Below are 26,619 nucleotides of genomic sequence, written 5' to 3'. Positions count from 1 at the left end.
AAACTGGGGCAATGTGGACATCGATCGAAAGACTAAGCTAAACTGGTAATGACTATGTATTAGGGCGGAGGTCAACGGATACAACTATGGACAATTTGGAGGTAAAACAAAAACCGATCCGGTGTTTAGAAGATGCGATCGAAAGGTGTCAAACTTTAGGAATGCGGGTTAGTCGTCAGCGTCGCTATATTTTAGAATTGCTGTGGCAAGCGCAGGAACACCTATCAGCGAGAGAAATTTATGATCGTCTCAATCTGCAAGGAAAGAACATCGGTCATACCTCAGTGTACCAAAACCTAGAGGCCCTATCGGGTCAAGGCATTATCGAATCTGTGGAACGCTGGGACGGCAGACTCTACGGTAACATCAGCGATTCCCACAGTCACGTCAATTGTCTGGACAGCCAACAAATCATCGATGTGCATATCGAACTTCCCCCAGAATTAATTAAACAGGTCGAGGCATCAACGGGGGTAAAAATTACCGATTATCGCATCGATTTCTATGGCTATAAACAAAACAAATGAGCCAGATAACTGTATAATTGACCCTGTGAATAGTATCCGTTGACAGGCTGCAACTCTTGTGATCGATCGCCCTCTCACCTTAATTATCATCGATAATGACCCGATTTTCCGCTTGGGTCTGGTGCAGGCCTTGTCGCAGATAGAAAATATTAGTATCGTCACCGAAGGGGATTTAGAAACAATTTTCGCTTTGACTCTTAATCCGGCCCCCGAAATTATCCTTATCGATCCTCTCTTTGATTGGTCTTACTGTGAAATTCTCCACTCTCGCTATCCCGAAAGTAAAATTGTTCTATTAACCTTTCCTCTCGATTCCCGACAGCAACTAATCGCCAGAGAATTAGGCATCGCCGGTTATATTCCCAAAGGCACAAACCTAGAGCAATTTATCACTATTTTAGGACAAATTTCCCGGGATGAAACCCACGATGTTGCCCCTTCTGCTCTCACCATTGCTACCCGTCCAAGTTTAGCTCCTAGCCATTGGTTAATCACTGCCGGAAAAACGGGATTAAATCGCATCGAAAGTGAATTACATTTAATTGATCTCCACCTCAATCAACAGTCTTTATCCGGCTTTGATCGCTTTTATTGGCAGGGGAGAAAACGAGAACTTTTAGCAGCCCTATGGCTAGTGAGAAAACTAATTCCCCTGGAAGGTAGCTATTACAATTCACCTTCAGCGACACCTCCGATAATAATTAACAATATCGATCGGGAATTACCAATTTTAAGCCGCGAGCGTCCCCTGTGTGTTTCGGCGGTTTTTGAGTCCACTTTAGCGGTCATTCGATCGCCTTTAATTAATAGAACAAAGATTAGTTTTGAAATTGATGTTTTACTGGATAATCGGCAACGGGAATTATTGTATTTAGTTCTCGATGAAATTCGTAAAAATGTCGATGAAATGAGATATTTACAGATTAGCAGCGGGGAATTAACCAGTCGCTTAAATCTGATTATTTACGATATCTGGGAGAAAGTTACCCGTAAATTTTTAGAAATTAATGCCTCGGTTTATGATGAAATTAGTAAAGGTAGACTTAACGAAATTATTCTGGAAGAAAGAGAGGCAATTCAAACAGAAATCCTCAATAAAATTCCTTTTACTCTTGACTTATTTTCCTATTTAGTGTACGAAAATAGTTTAACTATTGACGGAGTAGGATACCGAGCTAATGCTCCTGAAACTATCGCCAGAGCCGAAATTCTCCTGCAAAATCTCATTCATAATATTGCCAATGCAGTGACGGTAATTATTCTCAATAACTTCTCGGAATCCGAAAGAGTCAAACAAAAACTTTACCGGTCAGAATTTCTCATCGCCAGAAAATTAGCTAAAATCCGCAATGAATTATCTTGGAAATACCGACGGCAACAATACTGGCAAGACCCCAAAGATATATTTGAAAGTCAATATCAATTATTTCACTATAGCGAGGGAGAAATCCAATCTCTAGCCATTTATTCCCCTCGACAGGAAGAATTAAATAGTTTAACAGGCATACCCTGGTTAGTTTCGATCGCCTTAGAATTAAGAGACTCTTTATCTCCTCGTTTACGCGCTTTTTTTCGGGTGGTGGGTAAGGGAGTAGTCTATATTCTTATCCAAGTTATCGGTCGCGGTATTGGTTTAGTAGTTCGCGGGGTTTTACAGGGAGTTGGTAACACTTGGCAGGAAGTCAAAGGTAAGAAGGGATCATGAATGATAACTGATAACTGATAAGTAAGTAGTTATAATTAAATTGAAGATGGATTTTGCCTCTGATCCCCACTGCCCCTAGGGTTGATTCATAGTAGGGTTGATTCATGAATCAACCCTACCCTGCCCCTTGATAAGGGGGGTGTCTGACAACTTTTAACACCTATCTACTTAACTGAAGTGACCCTAACTTTTACAATTCCTTGTCAAAACTGTATTTATCGCGAATTTGTCCGACAAAAAACTGTCCTTTCGATGGTGCGGACTGAAAATCTTTATATACTGCCAAAGGTAGATCATGATAAAGATAGATACCACCGTGATTAAATTCCACTTTCAGAATTTTTTTGTCCTGATCGTAGTCAAAAGATTTAATCGCCGTACTTTGGCTTTTTAATAAGGGGAAAGCAATCACATCGCGAATACTGGCAGAATCGGTTAATAACATGATCAGGCGATCGATGCCAATTCCTAAGCCTCCCGTGGGGGGCATTCCGTATTCTAAAGCGGTTAAAAAGTCCTCATCAACTCCCTGCGCTTCCAAATCTCCAGCCGCTTTTTTGAGTGCCTGTGCTTCTAATCTTTGCCGTTGATCGATGGGATCGGTTAACTCAGAAAAACTATTAGCTAATTCCCGTCCAACCACATATAATTCAAATCTTTCCACGAGGTCAGTTTTTGAGCGATGAGGTTTAGCCAAAGGGGAAATTTCCACGGGAAAATCTAGCACAAAAGTGGGCTGTATTAGGGTTTCTTCGACTTTTTGCTCAAAAGCTTCATTTAAGAGCTTACCGATGGTTTTACAGTCCTCTGGAACGCCAATGCCGGCATTTTCTGCGGCAATACGAGCCGACTCGAAATCCTCAAAACTATTCAAGTCAACCCCAGTTATTTCTTGGACTAATTCGTGCATAGTCACTCGTCGCCAAGGAGGAGTTAGGTCAATTTCCCTGTCTTGATAGGTGATTTTCAGCGTACCTAAAACATCTTGTGCAGCGTTAACAATAATGTTTTCGGTTAACTCCATCATGTCATAATAATCGGCATAGGCCTGATAGATTTCGATGGAAGTAAACTCGGGGTTATGTTTAGTAGAAACCCCTTCATTGCGAAAAATTCTGCCTAACTCGAAGACTTTTTCAAAACCACCCACTATTAATCTTTTTAGATGTAACTCGGTGGCAATGCGGAGATATAACTCCATCTCCAGCGTATTATGATAGGTGATAAACGGTCTAGCATCGGCTCCTCCCGCTTCACTTTGTAGCACGGGAGTTTCAATTTCAATAAAACCTTCTTGGTCTAAATATCTGCGAATGGCAGCGGTAATTTGGGCGCGACGGCGAAAAGTTTGTCGCACTTCGGGATTAACAATTAAATCCACATATCTTTGTCGATAACGTTTTTCTACATCGGTTAAACCGTGCCATTTATCCGGGAGAGGTAAGAGGGATTTGGTGAGAATTTCGTACTCGTTTACATAGATAGATAATTCCCCGCGTTCTGTGCGTTTAATTGTGCCTTTTGCTCCTAAAATATCCCCCGTATCGGTCAGTTTAATCACCGTGTTAAAGGCATTCGGCACGGCGGCCATGGTTTCACTAATGCGTTTTTTATCGAGGTATAATTGAATCGTTCCCGTTTCATCTTGCAGGTTAAAAAAGGCTAGTTTACCCAGAATTCTTCGGGCAATAATCCGACCAGCAATTGCTACTTCAGCGCTAATTTCTTCCCCCGGTGCTAAGTCAGCGTACTGCTCTTGTAGTTGTTGAGCGTGAGCGGTAGATTTCCACTGGTAAGCGTAGGGATTTAAGCCAGCTTTTTGCAATCCTGCCACTTTTTCTAAACGAGCGTCCCGGATTTCTTCGAGGGTAGAGGAGGGTTGATTTTCAGGATTTTGTGCTTGAGATGCCATCGTTTTCTAAGAGGAACAATTCTGGGGAATTTTTTAGGTGTTGGGTGTTGGGTGTTGGGGTTTTAGGGTTTTAGGGATTTCAGTTATCAGTTATCAGTAAACAGTTAAGTAAGTGGTTTCAATTAAATTGAAGATAGATTTTGTCTTTGATCCCCCCTTGATAAGGGGGGTGCCGATCCCCCCTTAATCCCCCCTTGATAAGGGGGGTGTCTGGCAATTTTTAACACCTACCTACTTATCAGTTTACTGTTTACTGTTCACTGCTCACTGAAAAATTATCGTCCCATTTCTCGCTTTAATTTTTTCAATTCTTCTTCCATTTCCCATTCTTTAAATTTTAGATCGAGATTATCGTAGTTCGAGCGCTGATAGTCCGATTCTTGGGGTTGATCCCAAAAAGTGGTTTCCCAGTCACGGGACTGATTTTTAGGGGCTTTTTCGGCTTTAATTTGCACTTCTTGACGACGTTGTTGGACCTGTTGCAGTAACTCTTGGGATTGACTCAGACGTTTTTTCACCCCTTCCATCCGTCCCCAAAGTTGATTACCCTGACGAAATAGGGCCGCCTCGCGTTCACTAGCAGCCTTCAGCAAGTCCTGCCGTCCAGCAGCCTTAGCCTTATCAATTCTAGCGTGCCAAGTTTGGATATCTTGGGCAGTGGCCAAAATTTGCTGTTCGAGACGTTGACGCTCATTTTCTAGGGCGCTAATCAGTTTAGCAGTATCGCGCTCCTGTTCGCGCAGTTGTTCTACCAGTGCCTGTAATTCTAATTGGGGATGACTTCTGAGAAATTCTTCCAGTTGGGTTTCAAGAAAGCGACTGACATCATCAAATAGATTGCCCATCTGTGCAATATCCTAATTTTTCAATTAAAGTCTAGGAGCGATTTTAGTCCCCCTCTTTTTAGCATAGGCTAGATCAACCCTAGATTTAAATAGGGTCTGCTGAAAAAGTTTTTCGGTGGTGACAGGGTGTGGGGTGTGGGGTGTGGGGTGTGGGGTTTTACCGGTTTTGAAGTGGCCAATTACCTAATTTTCAGGGAAAAAGTACCTGAATTTTCCCCCTGATCACTCCCATGCCTGGTACTTTTTGATTGACAAAAAGTCTAAAAGGTTTACCCAACAAGGTTTTTAGATTTATAGTCATTTCAAATAAGTGTGAGACGAGGGAAAAATAAGGTAAAATCAAGAGAAACGAGCAACCCATACAGAAAAATGTCTTATAGCCTAGACTTGAGAAAAAAAGTAATCGATTATGTAGAGAATGGGGGAAGCATAACCAAAGCCGCCGCTCTATTTAATATAGGAAGAGCGACGATATATAGATGGCTAGGTAGGGAAAAACTGGAAGCAACAAAGGTAAAACACCGTCAGAGAAAGCTGGACTGGAAAGCACTGTCAAAAGATGTCCAAGAAAATCCCGAGGCAAGATTAAGAGACAGAGCCGAGAAATTTGGAGTGAGACCAAGTGCCATTTGCTATGCCTTAAAAAACATGAAAGTTACCAGAAAAAAGAAGGAACTTCGTTATAGAGAAAGAAACCGAGAAGAAAGAATGAAATACTACAGAGTGCTGAGAGAATTGATTAAAATATATGGAAGTGAAAGCCTTGTATTTATTGATGAGTCAGGGTTTGAAGAATTTCAAGCCTGTTTTTATGCTTGGTCAAAAAAAGGGAAGAAAGTCTTTGGAGATAGACAAGGAAAACGAGGAAAAAGAGAGAACCTTGTCGCTGGTAGAAGAAAGGGAAAAAAAGACTTTATTGCACCGATGGTATTTACGAGAAGCCTGAATGCCGAAGGTTTTGAAGGGTGGTTATCTTTATATTTGTTGCCCTCTCTAACCATAACATCAGTATTAATTATGGATAATGCACCAATTCATCGGAAGACAGTCATTAAACAACTGGTAGAGGAAGCAGGTCATCAGGTCGTGTTTTTGCCAAAATACTCTCCTGATTTAAATGATATCGAACATGATTTTAGTGCATTAAAGAGGGCAAGAATGTATGCTCCTGTGGGGACACCCCTTGATGAAATTATTCGTACTTATTGTGTCGCCTAGTGTCTCGTTCTTATTTGAAATAACTATATTCAGCAAACCCTAAATATATTTGGGAAAAGTAGTACAAAAATGTTATTCGGCTGCCGGTTAGGGACGGGGAAACCAGTATAATCAAACTAGAATAATATTTCCTGAAAACCTCTTAATTGTTTGACTTAAGTGACAACTTCACCAGCTTGGACAGAACGCATCGGTTATCAACGGGATTGGGTGTGGCGCGGTTGGCAGATTCGTTATAGTTTTATGCCGGCAAAAAACCCCCAAGATGCCGATAAACCCCCTTTAATTTTACTGCATGGATTTGGAGCGGCGATCGAACATTGGCGCCATAATATTCCTATCCTCAGCCAAAATCATCGAGTTTACGCAGTAGATTTATTAGGTTTTGGTGGTTCGCGCAAAGTACAGGTTCCCTATAGCGTTAATCTCTGGGTGGAACAAATACACGATTTCTGGCAAACTTTTATGAATAGACCGGTGGTATTAGTGGGAAATTCGATCGGTTCTTTAGTTAGTATGGCCCTAGCGGGTAAATACCCAGAAATGGTAGCCGGATTAGTTATGCTCAGTTTACCCGATGTCAGCCGTCGGCGGGAAATGATCGCCGATTGGTTATTAAATATCGTCACTCCCATCGAAAACTTTTTCACTTCTCCTTGGCTATTAAAACCGATTTTTTACTATCTGCGTCGTCCGCAAGTCTTGAAAAAATGGACAGGAATCGCCTACGAAGACAAGAAAGCAGTCAGCGACGAATTAGTACAAATTATCGCCGCCCCAACCCTAGATGAGGGGGCAGCCGAGGCGTTTATTTCCCTAGCGCAAGCTGTCAATCATCCCGAATATTGTCCACCGGCAAAGTTAATTTTACCACGTTTAGAAATCCCGATTTTATTGTGTTGGGGCAAGCAAGATCGCATGGTTCCCGTCCAGTTAGCCCAGGGTTTTGTCTCCCTTAATCCTAGGATTAAATATGTAGAATTTGACCGGGCTGGTCATTGTTTACAGGATGAATGTCCTGACCGTTTTAACCCAATTTTATTAGAGTGGCTAGAATCTGTTGCTGTTCTTTGAGAGAATAGGGAGAGTGATTGTTGGTGATAGTCCTATGCAAACCTTGGAATCGACGCTCAACCCTCCCGCAACTGCCTCCGAATTCGACACCACGATTCACCGGCGCAAAACCCGTCCCGTCCAGGTAGGTAGCGTTACCATCGGTGGTGGTCATCCCGTGGTCGTGCAGTCGATGATTAACGAGGATACCCTTGATATAGATGGTTCCGTGGCAGGTATCCGTCGCCTCCATGAAATCGGCTGTGAAATTGTCCGCGTCACCGTGCCGAGCCTGGTTCACGCCACCGCTTTAGCTAAAATTAGGGAAAAACTGCTCGCCACCTATCAACCTGTGCCGTTAGTAGCCGATGTACATCACAACGGCATGAAAATCGCCCTAGAAGTGGCCAAGCACGTCGATAAAGTGCGGATTAACCCCGGTTTGTACGTTTTCGAGAAACCGAAAGCCGACCGCAGCGAGTATAGTCAAGCAGAATTTGATGAAATTGGCGAAAAAATAGCCGAAACTCTGAAACCTTTAGTAGTTTCCCTGCGAGATCAAGATAAAGCGATGCGAATCGGCGTTAACCACGGTTCTCTGGCCGAAAGAATGCTCTTTACCTACGGTGACACCCCCGAAGGAATGGTACAGTCGGCTTTAGAATTTATCCGCATCTGCGAATCCCTCGATTTTCGCAATCTGGTCGTTTCCCTGAAAGCTTCCCGGGTGCCAGTTATGGTAGCCGCCTATCGTCTCATGGTTAAGCGCATGGACGAGTTGGGTATGGATTATCCCCTGCATTTGGGTGTTACTGAAGCAGGAGATGGGGAATACGGACGAATTAAATCCACTGCCGGGATTGCCACTCTCTTAGCGGACGGTATCGGTGATACGATTCGCGTTTCTCTGACGGAAGCTCCCGAAAAGGAAATTCCCGTCTGTTACAGTATCCTCCAGGCCCTGGGACTGCGGAAAACCATGGTCGAATACGTTGCCTGTCCTTCCTGTGGTCGCACTCTTTTTAATTTAGAAGATGTCCTGCAGCAAGTGCGCGCAGCGACTCAACACCTCACCGGACTCGATATCGCCGTTATGGGTTGTATTGTCAACGGACCGGGAGAAATGGCCGACGCAGACTATGGTTATGTAGGGAAACAGGCCGGTTATATCTCCCTTTATCGCGGTCGCGAGGAAATTAAACGCGTCCCCGAAAGTGAAGGTGTAAGCGAGTTGATTAATTTAATTAAAGCCGATGGCCGTTGGGTAGAACCTTAATTAGGGTTTGCTGAAAAGTTTTTCCTGGTGGCAGGGTGTGGGGTGTGGGGTGTGGGGTGTGGGGTTTTACCCATTTTCAGGGAGTCAATTACCTAATTTTTAGGGAAAAAGTCCCTGAATTTTCCCCCCAATCACTCCAATCGCTGGCACTTTTTGATTTCAAAAAAGCCTAAAGATATTATCCAACAAGGTTTTTAGATTTATTCAGCCAACCTTAATTAGTTTTACCGGTAGGGGTTGACATCTATTCAACCCCTGATAATCAGCTATAATAAAAAGCTTGCTAGAAATTGCCGCCCCAGAGAGTTCATGCTACCCACACGCGATTGTGTTCGTCAAACCCCCGCCTACACTCCGGGAGAACAGCCCCAAACCGCGGGATTTACCAAACTTAACACCAATGAGAATCCCTATCCCCCACCGGCGGAAATTTTTGCCCACTTGCAAGAGCAATTAGAGAAAGTCCGACTCTATCCCGATCCTATCTCCAAAGAGTTACGGCAAACGGCGGCGGAATTATACGGCATAGCAGCCGATCAGATAATCGCGGGTAATGGCTCCGATGATATCCTCAATATCGCCCTGCGAACTTTTGTTAACCCTTGCGAAAGCGTCGCTTTTTTAGATTTAACCTATTCCCTTTACGAGACAATTGCCCGGGTACACGGGGCAAATATTATCGAATTTCCCACTAATGATAAATTTGCATTGGAAGGACCGATTATTTGTCCGGAAGCTAAATTAATTTTTCTGGCTTCCCCTAATCCTCCCCTCGGTAAACATCTTGATCGCGACTATTTAGAAGCAACCTGTGCTAATGCGTCGGGATTGGTATTAATTGATGAAGCTTATGTGGATTTTAGTGATGACAATCATCTCGATTTTCTCTCCCGTTACGATAATGTCATCATTAGTCGCACTATGTCGAAAAGTTATAGTTTAGCGGGGTTAAGAGTCGGTTTCGGGTTTGCTTCCAGGGCCATTATCGAACAGATGGATAAGGTGCGTGATTCCTATAATTTAGATCGCATCGCTCAAACTTTAGCCACAGCAGCTTTAAAACACCATAATTATTTTGAGCAAGTTTGGCAAAAAGTCCGTCAAACCCGCGGCCGTTTAATTACTTCTCTGCGCGAGTTGGGATTTATTGTTTTTGACTCGGAAGCTAATTTTATCCTCGCTTCTCCCCCCCAGATTAGTGCCAGTGAGTTATATAATCAACTCAAAGAGCGTCAGATATTAGTGCGATACTTTAAACATCCTCGCATTCAGAATTATGTGCGGATTTCTATCGGGACCGATGGGGAGATTGATCGCCTTTTATCTGCTATTCAAGAGATTATGGGAACAAATTAATCTCTATTTCCGTCAAGGTTTTATTAACACTTTAAACCCTGATAACTTCTTGAAAAAAAAGGCTAGATCGATCGGAACAAAGCAGCGACAAACAAGGGTCTAATGGCCTGTCGTTTCTCCCGATTACTAGCCTTGGCTATCAAGATTATTAGTCCGACAAAAGGATTAAATACTAGCGCACAAATTTTTGAACTTATGCAATTTTATCCCCAAGGAATCACAGTTCAAGAATTGAGCCAACGCTTAAATCGTCCCGTTTCTATGCTCAATCTTTGTCTAAAATCTTTGGTTGCTTCTAAAAAAATCGTGGCCAAAAAAAATCATAATCAGTGGGTCTATACTAGACCTATTGTAAAAATCAAAAACTGTTGTTAGGGTTAGGAGTCGGTCGTCAGGAGTCAGGAGATAGGAGATTATTTTATTTATTCTCCCCACACCCCACACCCCACACCTCACACCCTGTCCCCACGAAAAACTTTTTCAGCAGACCCTAATTATTACCCCTATTGCTGAATAACTATTTTAGGCTGTAGATAGTATTCATCTTCTGCGACAACTATCTCACCAATGCCGAGAAATTGAGCCTCTAAAGACTCCACAGCAACCAGAGAACCGATTATAACATTTGTATCGGTGAGATTAATTTTTCTGCCGTGAAACCAATCGATAACTCTCTCTGGTGTGAAAGAAATCCAGTCTAGATGTGCCAAGGCAATGCGAGGCGAAATTAAACCCTCGGAATTAACCATTAAAGCTTCGAGATTAATACTATCAGCTAATTGAAAACCACAGCTTTCCGTGCGAGTTAAACTGGCTAAAGTGCCACCCACAGCTAACACCTTGCCCAAATCTCTGGCCAGGGAACGGATATAAGTCCCCGATCCACAGTGAATATCTAGCTCTATTTGTGGAAATTCGCCCTCTAACCAGTCTAAAACCGTAATTTGGTCAATTTTGACCTGACGAGGCTCCACTGCGATTATTTCCCCTTTGCGCGCCAATTCGTAGAGACGGCGACCATCCTTGTGAATAGCACTATACATCGGCGGAATCTGGGCAATATTGCCAATAAATTCCGCTAAATGGGGCTTAACTGCCTCTAAAGTTAAATCGGGCCAGGGACAAGTAGCGATCGCTTTTCCCGTAATATCATCGGTATCGGTGCTGAGTCCTAACTGGATTTTTGCCCGATAAGCCTTATTTTCGGGTAAATAGGCCAGTAATCGGGTGGCAGCCCCGACGGCGATCGGTAAAACTCCCGTAGCCATAGGATCTAAAGTTCCGCCATGGCCGACTCGTTTTGTCTTAAGAATTTTTCGGACTTTGGCCACGCAATCGTGAGAAGTCCAATCGGGGGGTTTATTGAGATTTAAAAAGCCAAACATTATGAATTATCAATTATGAATTATGAATTATGAAGTGGGGTGGTGGGGTGATGGGGTGATGGGGAGAATAGATAAAAGCAATCTCCTCAATTCTGAATACTGACGGCTGATATCTAAAAATCTGACGTATTAAGTAGGGAGGCGCAATTATTTATAGGATGGGTTAGCGGTAGCGTAACATGATCGGGCGTTGGGCTTCATGCTGAAAATAGTTAAAACCCTACACCCTACACCCTACACCCCACACCCTGCCCCCACCGAAAACCTTTTGCCGCAAACCCTACTTATATAATTGCATAACTTCGCTTAAAGGTAAACGGGAACGAACACCGATAGAAAGGTCAGAAAAATGACCAAGATCATAATGATCAACGGCAGCACGAGCAATCATAGCGGCGTTATCGGTACAGAGTTTAAGCGGCGGAAAATAGACGGTTAAATGATGATTTTTGGCGGCAGTTTCCAGATGATTTCTTAAGGCACTATTGGCCGCCACTCCTCCCCCGATTGCGATAGTTTTTAAGCCATAATCTAAGGCACAATTGATTGTCCGACGGGTTAAACTTCTGGCTACCGTATCTTGAAAACTAGCGGCTATGTCAGCTACAGGTAAATTATCTGGCTCGAATTTCTCTACTAAGCGCAAAACAGCAGTTTTTAAACCACTAAAACTGGAATCGTAGGCATGAAAACCGCCGGTTGGTAAAGATATTTTACCCTCAGGTAAGGGAAAAGCTTGCGGATTACCATCTTTAGCCATGCGATCGATTATCGGACCACCCGGATAACTCAAGTTTAATAATCGTGCCACTTTATCAAAAGCTTCTCCGGCTGCATCATCTCTAGTGGTTCCTAATTGTTGATATTTGCCGCAGGCCTGCACATGGATTAAACTGGTATGACCCCCAGAGACTAAAAGAGATAAAAAAGGAGGTTTAAGATCAGATTCAGCGAGATAGGAAGCATAGATATGACCTTCGAGATGATGAATGCCGATAAAGGGTTTATCGTGAACAATAGCCAGGGTTTTAGCCGCCGTCATTCCCACCATTAAAGCACCTACTAAACCGGGGGCAACTGTGGCGGCTATTCCATCAATTTCTGACCAATTTAACCCCGTTTCTTGCCAAGCTTTTTCTAGACAAAAATTAATGGTTTCTAGGTGTTGTCGGGAGGCCATTTCCGGCACAACACCGCCATAGAGACGATGGAGATCAATTTGAGAAGAAACCACACTACTCAACACCAGGTTATTGTTAACAATAGCCACAGCCGTTTCATCACAACTGGTTTCGATCGCTAAGATAATTGTCATAAATTAATCAGTAAATCGTCAGACACCCCCCTTATTAAGGGGGGATTAAGGGGGGAGCCATCTTTAATTTAATTATAACCACTTACTTAATTTTGCTTAGGTACTTAATTAAAGTTATCGTTCAGCAATTTCCATAGCCACCACCGCCGGGGGTTTCAATAATAAAAATATCACCAAGGTTCATTTCTACAGTCGCAGTACCGGGCAATTCTTCGATAGTTCCATCGTTTCTTTCCACGGCATTACGTCCTATTTTACCGGCTTTTCCTCCCGCTAGTCCAAAGGGGGGAATCTGGCGATTACCCGATAAAATATTAGCAGTCATGGACTCTTGAAATTTAATTCTTCTAATCACACCATCACCTCCAGAATATTGTCCCTTGCCGCCACTATCGGGGCGAATGCTAAAACTTTCTACTAACACAGGATAGCGCATTTCTAATACTTCCGGATCGGTGAGACGGGAATTAGTCATCTGGGTTTGCACGGCAGCGGTTCCCGCAAAATTTGCCCCCGCACCAGAACCGCCACAAATAGTCTCATAATATTGATATTCTTGATTGCCAAAAGTGAAATTATTCATCGTCCCTTGGCTGGCTGCTTGAATGCCTAAAGCACCGTATAAAGCATTAACTATTGCCTGGGAAGTTTCTACATTTCCCGCTACTACGGCCGCTGGATAAACGGGATTAAGAAAACAGCCAGACGGGATAATTAAATGGAGGGGTTTGAAACAGCCAGCATTTAAAGGGATTGCCTCCTCCACAAGGGTACGAAAAACGTATAAAACTGCCGCTCTTGTCACTGCTAGGGGTGCATTAAAATTATTATTTAACTGGTCAGATGTGCCAGTAAAATCAATGGTTGCTTGACAATTATCAATATCTATGCTAATTCTGACCTTGATGACAGCACCGTTATCCAGATAATAAGTAAATTCACCATCTTTCAGGACAGATATAGCTTTTCTAACCGCTAATTCCGCATTATCTTGAACGAACTGTTGATAGGCTTTAACCATAGCTAATCCGTAGCGCTCAACCATATTATGTAATTCTCTTTCCCCCTTGGCATTAGCGGCTATTTGTGCCTGAAAATCGGCAATATTTTGGGCGATATTGCGTGCAGGAAAAGGACTATTAGTTAAGTGATTAATTAATTCTTGTTCCCGAAACTGTCCCGCTGCTACCAGCAAAAAATTATCGAATAAAATTCCTTCTTCGCTAATATGGACAGAATGGGGAGGCATAGAACCGGGGGTAATTCCACCGATATCAGCTTGATGTCCCCGGGAGGCAAGATAAAATAATATTTCCTGATTTTGGCGGTCAAAAATAGGACTAATTACTGTGACATCCGGCAGGTGAGTACCGCCATTATAAGGATTATTAGCCAGATAAACATTCCCTGGACGAATCGTCTCACCTTTATCCTGAATTAAGCTTTTGACACTATCGGCCATAGAACCTAAATGGACGGGAATATGAGGAGCATTTGCGATTAAATTTCCTACCTCATCAAAGATAGCACAGGAGAAGTCTAGGCGCTCTTTAATATTGACACTTGCTGCCGTATTTTGGAGAGTAATCCCCATTTCTTCGGCAATAAATTGATAGAGATTTTTAAAGATTTCTAGATAAATAGGATCGGCAACGGTAGTTATTTCTGTGCGGTGAGAATTGAGAGGGGACATAGGAAAGTCAGTTATCAGTTATCAGTTATCAGTTATCAGTTAGCTGTCTATTGTCTTTTTTCTCCTCCTGTCTCGGAGTTTACTGTCTGCTCACCCAAGAGAAGATTTTTGATTTTTGCGGGAGATCTAGTTACCAGTGATCACTGGCTGTTCACTGTTCACCGATCACTGTTCACTGATATGGGCTGACTGATATATAATCGCAGTCAGTACCAGAGGGTGAATTATGGATAAAACCAGCTTGATCGATAAAGTGCAACAAATGGCCAATAAACGGGATTATTTACTGCAATTGCGCGATAAACCCGACATTGGGGGTCTGAGATTAGATGTTAATCAAGCTCTTGAGGAGTTGGATGAATTACTCGATGAGTTTCAAGCAACTTTTCCTGAAGAAAAACTTAGTTAACTATCCGACCCGACGGAATTGAGATTTGTCCGATTGTGCTAATTTTCCCAAGTCATCGATCGCTTTGATCAGATCTTGGGAAGATATATCTTTAGGGCAGTATAGATCAAAGGCTGTAGTTTGATTATTTTTTTCCATTGGAAGATTTGCCAAGGAACTATAGGCGATAATGCGGACATAAGGGTCGAATTGTTTGATCTGAATAGCGGCGCTCTGTCCATTTAAGACAGGCATCCGTACATCTAAAATAATTACATCTGGTTGATAAATTTTCGCCAATGCGATAGCCTGTTGACCATTAACAGCAATTCCCACCACCTGACAATGCGGCTGCTGGGAAATTAAAGTCTTGAGTACTAAACAAGTTAGCTCGTGATCTTCGGCAATTAAGACTTTAATTGTCTCTCTCGGCTTCATGATTATTTTCCTTTCCCTAGAGGTCTCACTTGTTATCATTTTAGAGCCTGTTGATCTTTTGGACTTAACTTCACGACACTTCCCACTTCCCCACCTCCCCACCTCCCCAATTCATAATTCATAATTCCCCCACTCCCTTCTCTCTTTTCCCTTCTCCCCAACTCCCACTCTGCAATAACTACTGGCAGCCAGAAATACGTTCGGTTACTATCACACTTTGTGCTTTTTGTCAAAAAAACTTTTTTTTTGCAATAAAACTACACAAAAAAAAGATCATCGTTGCCGGTGAAATTGACTAATTTACCTGTCTTAATTAGGATTACCTTGTAGGTGTGGCAAGGGTTTCAACCATTGCTGCCCAAAAAAGCACAAAATAACCCATTATGAAATTCAGTAAAATCGCTGTAAGCATTATAACATCGTTGTTAAATAAAAATCTTTCTCAATTAATTTTTAAGAATTTGTAAATATTGCGGAATGTTAATTTAAATATTCTCAAGTTTTTGGAGTCAATAGATAAGTTTTACTTATCTATATCGAAAAATAGAACTCCTGCAAAAATCCAACATCTACCATTGGGTTAGAATTCAGGAGTCGGTCGTCAGGAGACAGAATTCTCCGAGTCAGGAGATTATTTTTATTTATTCTTCCCACTTCATAATTCATAATTCATAATTCCCCTTCTCCCCCACTGTTGACTTAAAACCCCCCACTGATCACTGAAAAAGGCCTAACTTTGGGCAAAAATCTGGTTTGTGTCCCCTCTTAGCGATAAAATTTCTACATCTGGACCGTCGAAAAGTATAAGTTTTGTAAAGTAAAATTAAGAAGGGAGACAAATTTAAGATAGCCAACTTATGGAAGTAACTTTTACCGCTGCCGAATCCCTAGAAATTGTTGTTGCTGAACAAACCATCCCGATTCAGCATTATCTGCGTCAACCGCAAAGATTAGTACAGGCTATCGTTGAGACTAACTTAACGGAACACTTGTCCGAGAATCGGTTTCGCCTAAAAATGCGTCCCCTAAACTTCTTGAATATGTACTATTTTCAGCCCACGGTTATTCTCAATGTCTGGGCTACCTCTGAGGGGACGATATTTTTGCAATCAGAAGACTGTCAGATCAAAGGTATTGATTATATCAACGATCGCTTTAGCCTCAATGTTAAAGGCAAACTCGCTCCTGTGGAAAAAAATAATCAAACCTATCTAGCGGGAAAAGCCAATCTTGAGGTGAAAGTCGCCCTACCACCGCCATTATGGTTAACCCCGCGTCCGCTGTTAGAAATCGCCGGTAATAGTCTCTTAAAAGGGGTTTTATTGCGGATTAAACAGCGTTTAATGAGTCAATTGTTGCAAGATTACCAACAATGGGCTAAACAGGACATTATTGCCCAAAATTACCCCGAAACGATTCTCGATCTCTCCCTTAGTTAAATAAAAATATGAGTTGGACAAAAGTATTATCTGTAGATTCCCTTGCCCCCGGCGCCCGTCAAGTGGTAAAAGTGGGGGAAAATTCCATTCTGTTGATTAACAATAACGGTCAATTCCACGCCGTCGGTAATCGTTGTCCTCATTTAAAATTATCGATGACGAAGGGCCAAATTACCGAGGATGGCGCGATCGTTTGTCCCTGGCATCGTAGTTCTTTTGATCTCTGTAGTGGTGCTGTCAAAGACTGGATTACCTGGCCCCCTGTGGTTAACAAAGCGATGGCGGCAGTTTCTCAACCCCAAGCTTTACCCGTTTATCCCCTTCGCATCGAAGACGGCAGCATCTGGATAGACGCTTGACATCTTCACCGAGGGGGGTTTTTGGGCAACCTAAAGAGCAGTTCACTCGACAATGGGGTAATCTTGGAGAATGCCAAACCCTACCTCGATCGCTTCCGTAAAAACCCAGTTATAGACTGTTCCCCTCCCCCGCTCCTAGGGTTGATTCCAGGTAGGGTTGATTCCAGGTAGGGTTGATTCCAGGTAGGGTTGATTCCAGGTAGGGTTGATTCCAGGTAGGGTTGATTCATGAATCAACCCTACCCCGCTCCAGTGATCCCCACTCTCCTGTATATTTTTTAAACAGGATTGCGCGAGGTCATTCTTTTATTCTGACTTCCCCTCCTGACGACCGGCGACCGACTCCTAACCCCACCAAGAAACTTTTTCAGCAAACCCTAATTAGTTCCGTTTAAAAGTTGAGAACGAAGCAAATCGATCGCATCTAAATAACTTGGCATCGGTTCATCACCTAACAGACAAGCACTGCGATCCACGCTAATCATATCATCACCCCAAAACACCTGACCGACAGGAATAGATTTTCCTCGATCCGGTCGCCAATTACTACTAAAATATTTGAGATTAGCGTCCACCACTGCCCCATCAAAAAGATGACCGATACAAAAATAAACATCCTGTAAAATTAGCGGTACGGAGGGGCGATGTAATTGCCCCCGCGAGTTGGGACTACGGGCTTTATAATGACTACGGGGAAAGAGTCCATAGAGATTTTTTAAAGAAGCAGAAATCAGGGGTTTATCCTTTAAATGGGTGCGTTTTAAGGTTCCAATCGTGATCCGACAATCCACTTCTTCGATAATTGTAGGGGCAAACATCGAGGGAAAACGGACAGGAAAAGGGGAAAGATTCGGATATTCTTGCTGGGGTAAACTATCAGCATCAAGAATAGTTATTCCAGGATCGAGAATAGATTTTACTCCCAAAATATCGATAATTTCTCTCAAAGAAATAGCCGAACATACTCCCTCTACCAAGATAATTTCTGCCCCTGGATTTACCCCTCTCAATCCTCGCAAAACTTGACTTAATACCGGCAGACTAACCGTTACTGGTGGTGGCACAGGATAACCTAAATTAGGTTTAATTAAAATACGTTTAGCTGTGATAGCTGCCGGGGGAGGTTGATAAACAAAATCCGCCATAGCTGAATTTTTTACCCCGGCAGTAATTGAGGATTGGGTAATCATAGAAAAGAAAATAAATCAATGGGAAATTGACAGATTAGCCAGATCATTTAGGGAGTTTACCTGCTGTAAAGCTTGCCAGATTACCCCGGAATCGGCCCCAGGAAAATGGCTATTTTCACTAATATAACGCTTCCAGGCCTTAGTTCCGGGCTGACCGGCAAAAAGCTGTAAAAGATGTTTGCTGATCTGGTGTAATTTATAACCTTTACTCACCCACTCATCGATGTAGGGAAGCATTTTTTTGATTACTTCTTCCCGGGTAGGAGGAGTAACCGATTCCCCATAAAAATCTCGATCGACTGTGGCAAATAAATAGGGATTATCGTAGGCTGCCCGACCGATCATGACCGCATCTACTAATTGTAAATGTTGTCTAGCCTGTTCTAAATTAATGATACCGCCATTAATTTCAATAAACAAATGGGGAAACTGATTTTTTAGGCGATAAACATCATCGTAACGTAAAGGGGGAACGGTGCGATTTTCCTTGGGACTTAATCCCTGTAACCAAGCTTTACGCGCATGGATGGTAAAACGTTGACAACCCGCATCCGCAACAATACGGACAAAATTCGCCATATTTTCGTAACTATCCTGATGATCAATGCCAATTCTCTGTTTTACAGTCACGGGAATCGATACAGCTTGATTCATTGCCGATATTCCCCTCGCGACTAATTCCGGGTTAGCCATCAAACAAGCGCCGAAATTGCCCTCTTTTACCCGAGAACTAGGACAACCCACATTGAGATTTACCTCGTCATAACCCATATCTTCGGCTATTTTAGCACATTCTGCCAAAAGATAGGGATTATCACCCCCTAACTGCAAAGCTAGAGGTTTTTCTGCTAGGGAGAACCCCAGCAACTTATAGCGATCGCCGTGTTTGATCGCCATCGTCGTGATCATTTCCGTGTAGAGAAGGGGACGAAGGCTAATTTGTCGCCAAAAATAGCGAAAATGGCGATCGGTATAATCCATCATCGGCGCCACACTTAAAATATTGCCCATCTTTCCTTTGATTTTCTCCTTGAGGGTAGCCATTGATCGCTGATCGGGACATTCTCTGGTGAACCCCAGAGAAGAACCAGTCTTCCTCTCAACATATTTTAAAGCCTTTTGGTAAGTAGGTAGGCGTTAAAAATTATCAGACACCACCCTTATCAAGGGGGGACTAAGGGTAGGGTTGATTCACGAATCAACCCTACTATGAATCAACCCTAGGACTAAGGGGGGATCGAACCTAAAATCTATTTTTAATTTAATTATAACCAGCTACTTAAGTTGACTATCTAAATTACTGGTTAAGACTGCACTGGAGAAGGGAGAAGGGAGCTTTTTTGACTTACCTCCGTGGGATATTTGCCCCTTTAATCGTGTCGCGGATGACGAGTTTTTGTTCTTTGGAATAACCAGCAAAAGAACGCGTAGCAAGTAACTCGATTTCTATCCCCGTACCCGATCGCAAAGATTCCACAGGTAAGGGTAATTGACCGATATCCAGAATAAATTGATTGCCGTCCTGTCGGACTAAATTAGCGGGCATATCTCCTTCATAGCGAGTGACAAAATCGGTTCTCGGACTGGTTTGCAGGTCGTCTGCTTGCCAACGAGTGACGCGATAACGCACTTTAAATTTAGTGCCGATTAAATTCGATTGGGAAGCTTTATCTTCGAGAAAAAGCCTTAAATCAGTACCATTTCCTGTAATACCTTTTGCTTCTAATTGGGTGACATCTCGTTCAAAAACAGCATTATAAACGACAAATTCCGTAACATTATTGCGTTTTTGAGTGGTTCCCTCGATCCAGAGTTCACTGGGGACAGTTACCCTCATTTCCTTTTGATCATCGAGGGTTAAAGTAAAACGCTGATTAGTAAACCGGTTAAACTCTTGGGGCGCATTCCAAATTAAAATAAAAGAACGTTCCGATCGATCTAATAAAATCCGATATTGATCATCGATCAGGGAACCGGGGGCAAATAAAGACATTGCCCCGGTGCGAGTTTCCCAAGTATTTTTAGATAGAATATAACCCCGTTCTTTTAACTCCGAAAGGGGAACAGTTGCGCTCGGTTGATCGGCAGTTAAAGGGCGATCGATTTGAATTAAAGTTAACTGTCCTAAACGCCCTTCGCGACCGTTACGACCACTATTACCCGTCGCCCCATCCAGACCATCCTGACAGCTAAATTCTCTGGTGGTACAGCTATAATTGGCATCACCCGGCCTACCGCTGCAGGTTTGAATTGTCCAGAAAGGTTGGGAACAGCGACAACCCTTGCCCCCCTGGCCTCCCTGACCCCCAAAACCCCCAGCGCCTCCGGCCGCATTGACCGTTACTTGTCTTAAAAAATCTAAATTAGTGGCATAGAGGGTTAAAGCGCCGCCATTGCCCCCATCACCCCCATCACCCCCATTGCCACCGTTACCACCACCGGCCGCCTGGAGATTTCGTGTGACGTTGCCCGGTTGACCGCTACAGTTGCCATCGCTGCCATTGCTGCCATTTTCACCATCGACCCCTTTTTGTCCTGAAATATCGAGTTTTAGGGGAGAACCATCGAGAAAAAGGGTTAAACTGTCACTATTTTTGCCTTGGCCGCCGACCTTGCCAGCTTTTCCGCTTTGGCCCTGTTTACCGAAAGTCTGTACATCGGAACCTTGGGCTAACCAAGAACAGCGATCGCCCGTCACCGTGGCGGGCATTAGGTACGGTAAAGGGAGAAAAAAGGTGAATATTAATGATTTAGCCCAAAAATTCATGATTTTAGCGAATTTATCCGCAAAGACTCCGATCAATTCCCTCTTGATGACTTTTAGATCTAGATTTTTGTTTCCCCTCTATCAATAAGGTGCGCTATCATCCTACACTTACTTTGAGAAGGAAACAGCCAATCGCGAGGGTTACGCGCGTGAAAAAAGTATTAGCTATTATTTTGGGTGGCGGGGCCGGAACTCGCCTTTATCCGTTAACGAAACTGCGGGCAAAACCTGCCGTCCCCCTAGCGGGAAAATATCGCTTAATCGATATTCCCGTCAGCAATTGTATTAACTCCCAGATTGATAAAATCTATGTGTTGACGCAATTTAATTCCGCTTCCCTCAATCGTCACCTCAATCGTACCTACAATTTTACGGGTTTTAGTGATGGTTTCGTGGAAGTTTTGGCCGCTCAACAAACCATGGAAAATCCTCAATGGTTCCAAGGCACGGCCGACGCAGTACGACAGTATATCTGGACGATGAAGGATTGGGATATCGATGAATATCTGATTCTCTCGGGAGATCATCTCTATCGTATGGACTACAGCAAGTTCATCGAACGCCATCGGGAAACCAACGCCGATATCACTTTATCGGTAGTTCCCATCGATGAACGTCGCGCCTCCGCTTTTGGGGTGATGAAAATTAATGATTCGGGGCGAATTGTCGATTTTTATGAGAAACCCAAAGGGGCAGAATTGGAAAGAATGCGGGTAGATACGACGATTTTAGGCTTAAGTCCCGACCAGGCCCGTCAAAGTCCCTACATCGCTTCCATGGGAATTTATGTCTTTAAAAAGAATGTTTTAATCGATCTGCTCGATGCCAATAAAGAACAGACCGATTTCGGTAAGGAAATTATTCCCTCGGCCGCTAAAGACTACAATCTTCAGGCTTATTTATTTAAGGGTTACTGGGAAGATATCGGGACGATTGAAGCCTTTTATGAGTCGAATCTCGCCTTGACCCAACAACCAAATCCCGCCTTTAGTTTCTACGATGAAAAAGCCCCCATCTATACCCGTTCTCGCTATCTGCCACCCACAAAAATGCTCAATTGTACGGTGACAGAATCGATGATTTCTGAAGGTTGTATTCTCAAAGAATGTCGCATCCATCACTCGATTTTAGGTATTCGTAGTCGAGTGGGCAAAGACTGCACGATCGAGGATACAATGCTGATGGGAGCCGACTTTTATGAGTCTTTCCCCGAACGGGAAAGTCTGATCGGGAATGCCAAAATTCCCGTGGGTATCGGTTCCGGTTCGACTATTCGTCGGGCAATTGTCGACAAAAATGCTCGCATTGGTTCCAATGTTTTAATTGTTAACAAAGATCGTGTGGAAGAAGCTAATCGCGAAGATTTAGGTTTCTATGTTCGCAGCGGCATCGTGGTTATTTTCAAAAATGCCACTATTCCCGACGGGACAGTGATTTAATCTATCAGTTATCAGTTATCAGTTATCAGTTATCAGTTTTTCCATTTTTCTAGTTATTATCGCTTGGATATAGCCGCAGGCTGATGGCTTCAGCTAATTACCTAGACAATTCCCTTGAAATCCTATCCTTTTCTAGAAGTGATAGCAAAATCTCCCGAGCAGCTCCTCTGAAAATCAGAAAAATTTCTATATTTTTGCATCCGATTCTAAGTTTTCAATTAACCTTAAATTAAAGCCCTAAGTAGGTGGGTGGAATTAAATATAAGATGAACGTAGGTTGGGTTGAAGCATGAAACCCAACGCCCGCATAGTTTACGCTACCGCTAACCCATCCTACAAATAATTGTGCCTCCCTACTTAGGACTTAGATAGAAGCCATTCAGGAGATAAGGATATTTATGAAAGCCAAAATTGCGATCGCTTGTCAGGGAGGCGGCAGTCAAACTGCTTTTACTGCCGGTGCATTAAAAGCATTATTTGACAATAAAGTGCAAGATTACTTTAATATTGTCAGTCTCAGTGGTACTTCTGGGGGTGCTATCTGTGCCTTTTTCACTTGGTATGCTCTCAAAAAAGGTGATAGCGTCGTTTGGAAAAGAATGATTGATTTTTGGGAAGATAATAGCACTCAAACTCCCCAAGAAAAGCTATTTAATGACTCAGCTATTAAAGCTCTAGAATTAGCCAGCAAAGGATTAATTCCCCAGTATAATCTCAGTCCTTCCTCTCCAATTACTAAAACCTTATTTTCCCTAGCTACCTACGGTTTACGCGGTCGCTTTACCAACTTTGATCAGTTACTAAGAGCGCATATTGATTTCTCGGAATTAGCCACTTGGGGAGCTAAACCAGAACCACCAATTTTATTAATGGGGGCCTGTAATGTCCTGACCGGAAAATTAAGTAAATTTAACTCGCGCGAGGAAGCAGTTAAAATTGAACATATCCTAGCTTCTGCCTGTGTTCCTAACATTTTTCCTGCTGTCACCATTGAAACTATGGCCTACTGGGATGGACTATTCTCCGATAATCCCCCCATCCGTTCTTTAATTCGCCGTGAATTTGTTGGAGTCGAAAATATTCCCGATGAAATTTGGGTAATTAAAATTAATCCCACCTCCAGAGATAAGATCCCCGTGCAATCCGATGATATTGCTGATCGCCGCAATGAATTAGAAGGTAATGTTTCCCTATTTCAAGGTCTCGATCAGATTGACTTTCTCAATCAATTATTTCTTAAAGGAGCCTTTAAAGAAGAATTCTTGCGCGAGATCGCCTTAACAGAACCATTTAAAATTCCTAAATCTTTCCCGGAAGATCCCGATCAAGATTACCATATTCCTATGATCGAAATGTCGGCGGAATTAGCCAATAGTCTCAACTACGAAAGTAAACTCGATCGCTCTCCTGCCAATATCCAGCGTCTGATTGCTGACGGGGAAAAACAGGGAAAACAATTTCTAGAACATCGACTAAAAGCTATGGGTTTAAGATAATTTTTGAGGGTTCAAAAACGGGAAAAATAAGGATTAAATTGCACAAAATCCTTAAATAGACCATTCAGTTGATTATTATTCATTCTTAATTCTCCTGACGACCGGCTACTGACTACTGACTCCTGACGACCGGCTACTGGCTACTGACTCCTAACCCTAACAACAATTTTTGATTTTTACAAGAGATCTAATGATCACTGATTTTCATTGACTAATACCCGTCCGGATAGATCGTAAATCATAATATCCCATTGCCCATTTTTTGCCGCTTCAAAAGCCACTTTAGAACCATCGGCACTGATGATCGGATTGCGTACTTCCGCGAGCAGATCGGGAGCAATTTCCCTTCTCTGTTGAGTTTGTCGATCGTACAGATAAATAGCCGTTTTTCCCTGACGACTAGCAGTAAAAACGATATAACGACCATCTTCACTAATGGAAGGACTAGAAGCGATCTGATCGAGAGAATTTAGTCCGGGTAAAGGCAGTAAACGGCGATCGATGGCATCAAAAAGATAGATAGCTTGGGAACCATTGCGATCGGACGCAAAAACGAGATAGCGAGAGGCAAGATAGGGAGTTAATTCACTAGCAGCACTGTTTAAAGTTCTCCCCCCTCGATCGAAAGGAAAAGACAATAAACTGGGATAACCCGCACATCCAGTTAACAAACTAATTACAGCAACAAGACTAATAAAAAAATAAACCTCTTGCATAATTAATTTTTGATGGTTCAAAAACGGGAAAAATAAGGATTAAATTGCACAAAATCCTTAAATAGACCATTTAATTGATTATTATTCATTCTTAATTCTCCTGACGACCGACTCCTGACTCCTGACCCTAACAACAATTTTTGATTTTTACAAGAGGTCTAATGACGTTTCACGGTTTGGGACTTTCAACGGGACTGCCATCGGCAATATCTAACTCGATATTCGGACCGCGATCAAGAACCTCCACATCCCATTGTCCCCGACGAGCGGACTCAAAGACAAGATAACGACCATCGGGACTAAGACGGGGATTTCGCAACCAACCGCGATAATTTTGACTCAATAACTCAGAACGATCGGTAATGCGGTCATATAAAGCGATGACGGGACGACCCTCAATAATCACCACATAAGCCAGATAACGCCCCGTTTGGCTTAAACTGGGGCTATCGGTAATTTCTTGACCCGTATATAATCCCCCTAGGGCTTGGTATTGTTTTGTCTGCAAATCATAAAGCAGCATCTGATTACTACCGCGACGATTAGACAGCAAAGCAAGCCAACGACCATCACCGCTCAGGGCGGGTTTTTCGTCATTATAGCGACTATTTAGGGTTCCTGTAGAAAAACCGGGGTTATTGAGATTACAACCGCCTATAACCCCTAAAAACAAGCAGATAAACAGTAAAAAGGGAGCTTTGGTCATCGGACCTACTCCTTAATAATCAAACCTAGTCGGATTATCATTACTCGACTCCCGTTCACTATTATCCGGTCTCTCCCAATCTTCTCGATCGCCGGCATCCCTAGGATCGATCGGTTGATAATCGACGTATTCCCCTTTAAATGGCGGATCATCCTCAATTATTGGGCGAGGACGACGTTTTTGGCTAGTGCGGGGCGGTTTACTGCTCGTCTCTTCACTAGCGGGACGACGACGGGGACGGGGACTGGTTTCTTCCCAATCATCACCGCTACGGCGCTGATCATAAACATCTCGATCGCTAGTGGGGGAACTATTGCGGGGACGACGATTAGCCGTTTTGCGACTGCTAGGATCGGCCGGCCGACGGGTGCGGGTGCTGCGGGGTTCCTCGTCCTGATAACTAGAAGTGCGGGAAGAGCGGGGATCATCGTAACCGCGTAAACGGGGATTATCTTCGTAACGTTCCTCCGGTTCGTAGGTGTCGAGGGGTTCCAATTCGGCCCGATATTCCCGACTCACAGGACGTTCATCCACAAAAGACGTGCCGCGGCGGGCCTGTTCCGTGGTTAAACCCCTTAATTTTACCGTCTCGAAGGCAAAAAACACCGCTGCCCCGGTCAGCAAAAATTGTCCGAATTGCAAAATCGGATCCAGTCGCCACCCTTGAAAAAGTAGAATTAAACCGCACAGTAAACCAACGGCGGCAAAAAATATATCATGATCCCTGGAAAGTTCCGGCCGCACCGAGCGCAGGAAGTATAATCCCGCTCCGGCCACTGCCAGAAAAATTCCTAAGATACTGGCCGAATTCAGCCCAAAATTGACCATCTTTATCTCCCTTCTCGGTGCTTAAATTCAAGAATCGAGTCTTTATCTATCGCCGTCAGTTTTCAGCAGCAATCCTGCTGTTTTTAACTCAAGGAGTCGATCTATATCCTAACCCCCAAGTCTAGCACTATATCTATCATCCTCGATTCTAACTTACTCGATCGAGCCTAGCTCACACAACTATTGTTGAGGAAGTGGAGAAGTGGGGAGACCACTTCGTGCGCGTTGCGGGGGGAAGTGGGGAAGTGGGGAGATTTGATCAGTGAACAGTGAACAGTAAACAGTGAACTGAAAACTCACATCTGATAACTGATAAGGCTGAGATTTTAACAAAATCTTTAGGAATTGCCCATTGACAGGATTGACTAAATGTGATGTATGGGTTTCGGGCATTTTATTTTAACGTGATTTTTTGATCACTTTTGAGCGATCGCTATCGTTGGGAAGTTAATCGCCGCAAGTCTGAAAGGAGGGATTTTCATTGATGCACATTATGGTTAATTTGTAAAGTGCGTAAGTCCTAATTTTAATAAGATCAGACAGAAATTTTTCTGTCATATCATAAAAT

At 43.1% G+C, this 26,619-nt stretch carries 24 protein-coding genes; 12 read left to right on the top strand and 12 right to left on the bottom strand.

The window, feature by feature from the left end; translation table 11 throughout:
• Positions 1 to 86: 86 nt before the first annotated feature.
• Positions 87 to 527: a Fur family transcriptional regulator gene (locus tag MAE_RS12325; RefSeq protein ID WP_002798934.1), complete on the top strand. Its 441-nt coding sequence runs from the start codon at positions 87 to 89 to the stop codon at positions 525 to 527.
• Between the two features lie 58 nt (positions 528 to 585).
• Positions 586 to 2,232: a DUF3685 domain-containing protein gene (locus MAE_RS12320; RefSeq protein WP_012265863.1), complete on the top strand. Its 1,647-nt coding sequence runs from the start codon at positions 586 to 588 to the stop codon at positions 2,230 to 2,232.
• Between the two features lie 190 nt (positions 2,233 to 2,422).
• Here the strand turns inward: MAE_RS12320 and lysS are convergent, their stop codons facing one another.
• Together lysS and MAE_RS12310 are read right to left on the bottom strand one after the other, a co-directional pair.
• Complete coding sequence (lysS, locus tag MAE_RS12315; RefSeq protein ID WP_002797240.1) at positions 2,423 to 4,144, bottom strand: lysine--tRNA ligase; 1,722 nt, start codon at positions 4,142 to 4,144, stop codon at positions 2,423 to 2,425.
• Positions 4,145 to 4,419: 275 nt separating this feature from the next.
• Positions 4,420 to 4,989: a TIGR04376 family protein gene (locus MAE_RS12310; protein WP_002797241.1), complete on the bottom strand. Its 570-nt coding sequence runs from the start codon at positions 4,987 to 4,989 to the stop codon at positions 4,420 to 4,422.
• Positions 4,990 to 5,358: 369 nt separating this feature from the next.
• Here MAE_RS12310 and MAE_RS29540 point away from each other — a divergent pair, with 369 nt between their 5' ends.
• The 5 genes from MAE_RS29540 (at position 5,359) to MAE_RS12285 (ending at position 10,267) form a co-directional block, all read left to right on the top strand.
• Entirely contained in the window at positions 5,359 to 6,207 is an 849-nt protein-coding gene (locus MAE_RS29540; RefSeq protein ID WP_012264307.1) for an IS630-like element ISMae21 family transposase, read from the top strand.
• Positions 6,208 to 6,366: 159 nt separating this feature from the next.
• On the top strand, positions 6,367 to 7,281 hold the full coding sequence (locus MAE_RS12300) for an alpha/beta fold hydrolase (protein ID WP_012265861.1): 915 nt from the start codon (positions 6,367 to 6,369) through the stop codon (positions 7,279 to 7,281).
• A 34-nt stretch (positions 7,282 to 7,315) separates the two neighbouring features.
• Entirely contained in the window at positions 7,316 to 8,536 is a 1,221-nt protein-coding gene (gene ispG / locus MAE_RS12295; RefSeq protein WP_002798930.1) for a (E)-4-hydroxy-3-methylbut-2-enyl-diphosphate synthase, read from the top strand.
• Positions 8,537 to 8,845: 309 nt separating this feature from the next.
• On the top strand, positions 8,846 to 9,892 hold the full coding sequence (hisC, locus tag MAE_RS12290) for a histidinol-phosphate transaminase (RefSeq protein ID WP_012265860.1): 1,047 nt from the start codon (positions 8,846 to 8,848) through the stop codon (positions 9,890 to 9,892).
• A 102-nt stretch (positions 9,893 to 9,994) separates the two neighbouring features.
• A complete protein-coding gene (locus MAE_RS12285) occupies positions 9,995 to 10,267 on the top strand; it encodes a hypothetical protein (protein ID WP_002798928.1) in 273 nt (90 codons plus the stop codon).
• A 128-nt stretch (positions 10,268 to 10,395) separates the two neighbouring features.
• Here the strand turns inward: MAE_RS12285 and truB are convergent, their stop codons facing one another.
• The 3 genes from truB to MAE_RS12270 all read right to left on the bottom strand — a co-directional run bounded on the left by truB (position 10,396) and on the right by MAE_RS12270 (position 14,285).
• Positions 10,396 to 11,277: a tRNA pseudouridine(55) synthase TruB gene (gene truB, locus MAE_RS12280; protein WP_002798927.1), complete on the bottom strand. Its 882-nt coding sequence runs from the start codon at positions 11,275 to 11,277 to the stop codon at positions 10,396 to 10,398.
• 280 nt (positions 11,278 to 11,557) lie between these two features.
• Entirely contained in the window at positions 11,558 to 12,592 is a 1,035-nt protein-coding gene (tsaD, locus tag MAE_RS12275; protein WP_002798926.1) for a tRNA (adenosine(37)-N6)-threonylcarbamoyltransferase complex transferase subunit TsaD, read from the bottom strand.
• A gap of 121 nt (positions 12,593 to 12,713) precedes the next feature.
• The gene (locus tag MAE_RS12270; RefSeq protein ID WP_012265859.1) at positions 12,714 to 14,285 is read right to left on the bottom strand and encodes a hydantoinase B/oxoprolinase family protein; all 1,572 of its coding nucleotides are present in this window, start codon (positions 14,283 to 14,285) and stop codon (positions 12,714 to 12,716) included.
• A 226-nt stretch (positions 14,286 to 14,511) separates the two neighbouring features.
• Between MAE_RS12270 and MAE_RS12265 the strand changes: the two genes are divergently transcribed.
• Positions 14,512 to 14,694 carry a hypothetical protein gene (locus tag MAE_RS12265; protein ID WP_002763844.1) on the top strand — a complete coding sequence of 61 codons (183 nt, stop codon included), beginning with the start codon at positions 14,512 to 14,514 and terminating at the stop codon, positions 14,692 to 14,694.
• On the opposite strand, the gene MAE_RS12260 is transcribed toward MAE_RS12265, so the two are convergent.
• The gene (locus MAE_RS12260; RefSeq protein ID WP_012265858.1) at positions 14,695 to 15,150 is read right to left on the bottom strand and encodes a response regulator; all 456 of its coding nucleotides are present in this window, start codon (positions 15,148 to 15,150) and stop codon (positions 14,695 to 14,697) included.
• Positions 15,151 to 15,968: 818 nt separating this feature from the next.
• Here MAE_RS12260 and MAE_RS12250 point away from each other — a divergent pair.
• Together MAE_RS12250 and MAE_RS12245 are read left to right on the top strand one after the other, a co-directional pair.
• Positions 15,969 to 16,550, top strand: coding sequence for a DUF1997 domain-containing protein (locus tag MAE_RS12250; protein WP_012265857.1), 582 nt, complete (start codon positions 15,969 to 15,971; stop codon positions 16,548 to 16,550).
• Positions 16,551 to 16,558: 8 nt separating this feature from the next.
• A complete protein-coding gene (locus tag MAE_RS12245; protein ID WP_012265856.1) occupies positions 16,559 to 16,909 on the top strand; it encodes a Rieske (2Fe-2S) protein in 351 nt (116 codons plus the stop codon).
• Positions 16,910 to 17,286: 377 nt separating this feature from the next.
• Here MAE_RS12245 and MAE_RS12240 read toward each other — a convergent pair whose 3' ends face one another.
• The 3 genes from MAE_RS12240 to MAE_RS12230 form a co-directional block, all read right to left on the bottom strand.
• A complete protein-coding gene (locus MAE_RS12240) occupies positions 17,287 to 18,099 on the bottom strand; it encodes a DUF362 domain-containing protein (protein ID WP_041804084.1) in 813 nt (270 codons plus the stop codon).
• A gap of 15 nt (positions 18,100 to 18,114) precedes the next feature.
• On the bottom strand, positions 18,115 to 19,110 hold the full coding sequence (gene dusA, locus MAE_RS12235) for a tRNA dihydrouridine(20/20a) synthase DusA (RefSeq protein ID WP_041804723.1): 996 nt from the start codon (positions 19,108 to 19,110) through the stop codon (positions 18,115 to 18,117).
• Between the two features lie 334 nt (positions 19,111 to 19,444).
• Entirely contained in the window at positions 19,445 to 20,809 is a 1,365-nt protein-coding gene (locus MAE_RS12230; RefSeq protein ID WP_041804083.1) for a hypothetical protein, read from the bottom strand.
• A 206-nt stretch (positions 20,810 to 21,015) separates the two neighbouring features.
• Between MAE_RS12230 and MAE_RS12225 the strand changes: the two genes are divergently transcribed.
• Positions 21,016 to 22,305: a glucose-1-phosphate adenylyltransferase gene (locus tag MAE_RS12225; protein ID WP_012265852.1), complete on the top strand. Its 1,290-nt coding sequence runs from the start codon at positions 21,016 to 21,018 to the stop codon at positions 22,303 to 22,305.
• Between the two features lie 398 nt (positions 22,306 to 22,703).
• Entirely contained in the window at positions 22,704 to 23,801 is a 1,098-nt protein-coding gene (locus MAE_RS12220; protein WP_002798918.1) for a patatin-like phospholipase family protein, read from the top strand.
• Between the two features lie 194 nt (positions 23,802 to 23,995).
• Here MAE_RS12220 and MAE_RS12215 read toward each other — a convergent pair whose 3' ends face one another.
• From MAE_RS12215 to MAE_RS12205, 3 genes are all read right to left on the bottom strand, one after another.
• Complete coding sequence (locus tag MAE_RS12215) at positions 23,996 to 24,517, bottom strand: TolB family protein (protein ID WP_002798916.1); 522 nt, start codon at positions 24,515 to 24,517, stop codon at positions 23,996 to 23,998.
• Between the two features lie 169 nt (positions 24,518 to 24,686).
• Positions 24,687 to 25,223: a TolB family protein gene (locus tag MAE_RS12210; RefSeq protein WP_002761945.1), complete on the bottom strand. Its 537-nt coding sequence runs from the start codon at positions 25,221 to 25,223 to the stop codon at positions 24,687 to 24,689.
• A 12-nt stretch (positions 25,224 to 25,235) separates the two neighbouring features.
• A complete protein-coding gene (locus MAE_RS12205; protein WP_012265851.1) occupies positions 25,236 to 26,051 on the bottom strand; it encodes a Ycf66 family protein in 816 nt (271 codons plus the stop codon).
• Positions 26,052 to 26,619: the final 568 nt, after the last annotated feature.

This window comes from Microcystis aeruginosa NIES-843 (assembly GCF_000010625.1).
GTDB classification, from domain to species: domain Bacteria; phylum Cyanobacteriota; class Cyanobacteriia; order Cyanobacteriales; family Microcystaceae; genus Microcystis; species Microcystis aeruginosa.
This window is presented reverse-complemented; position numbering and strand designations above follow the sequence as displayed.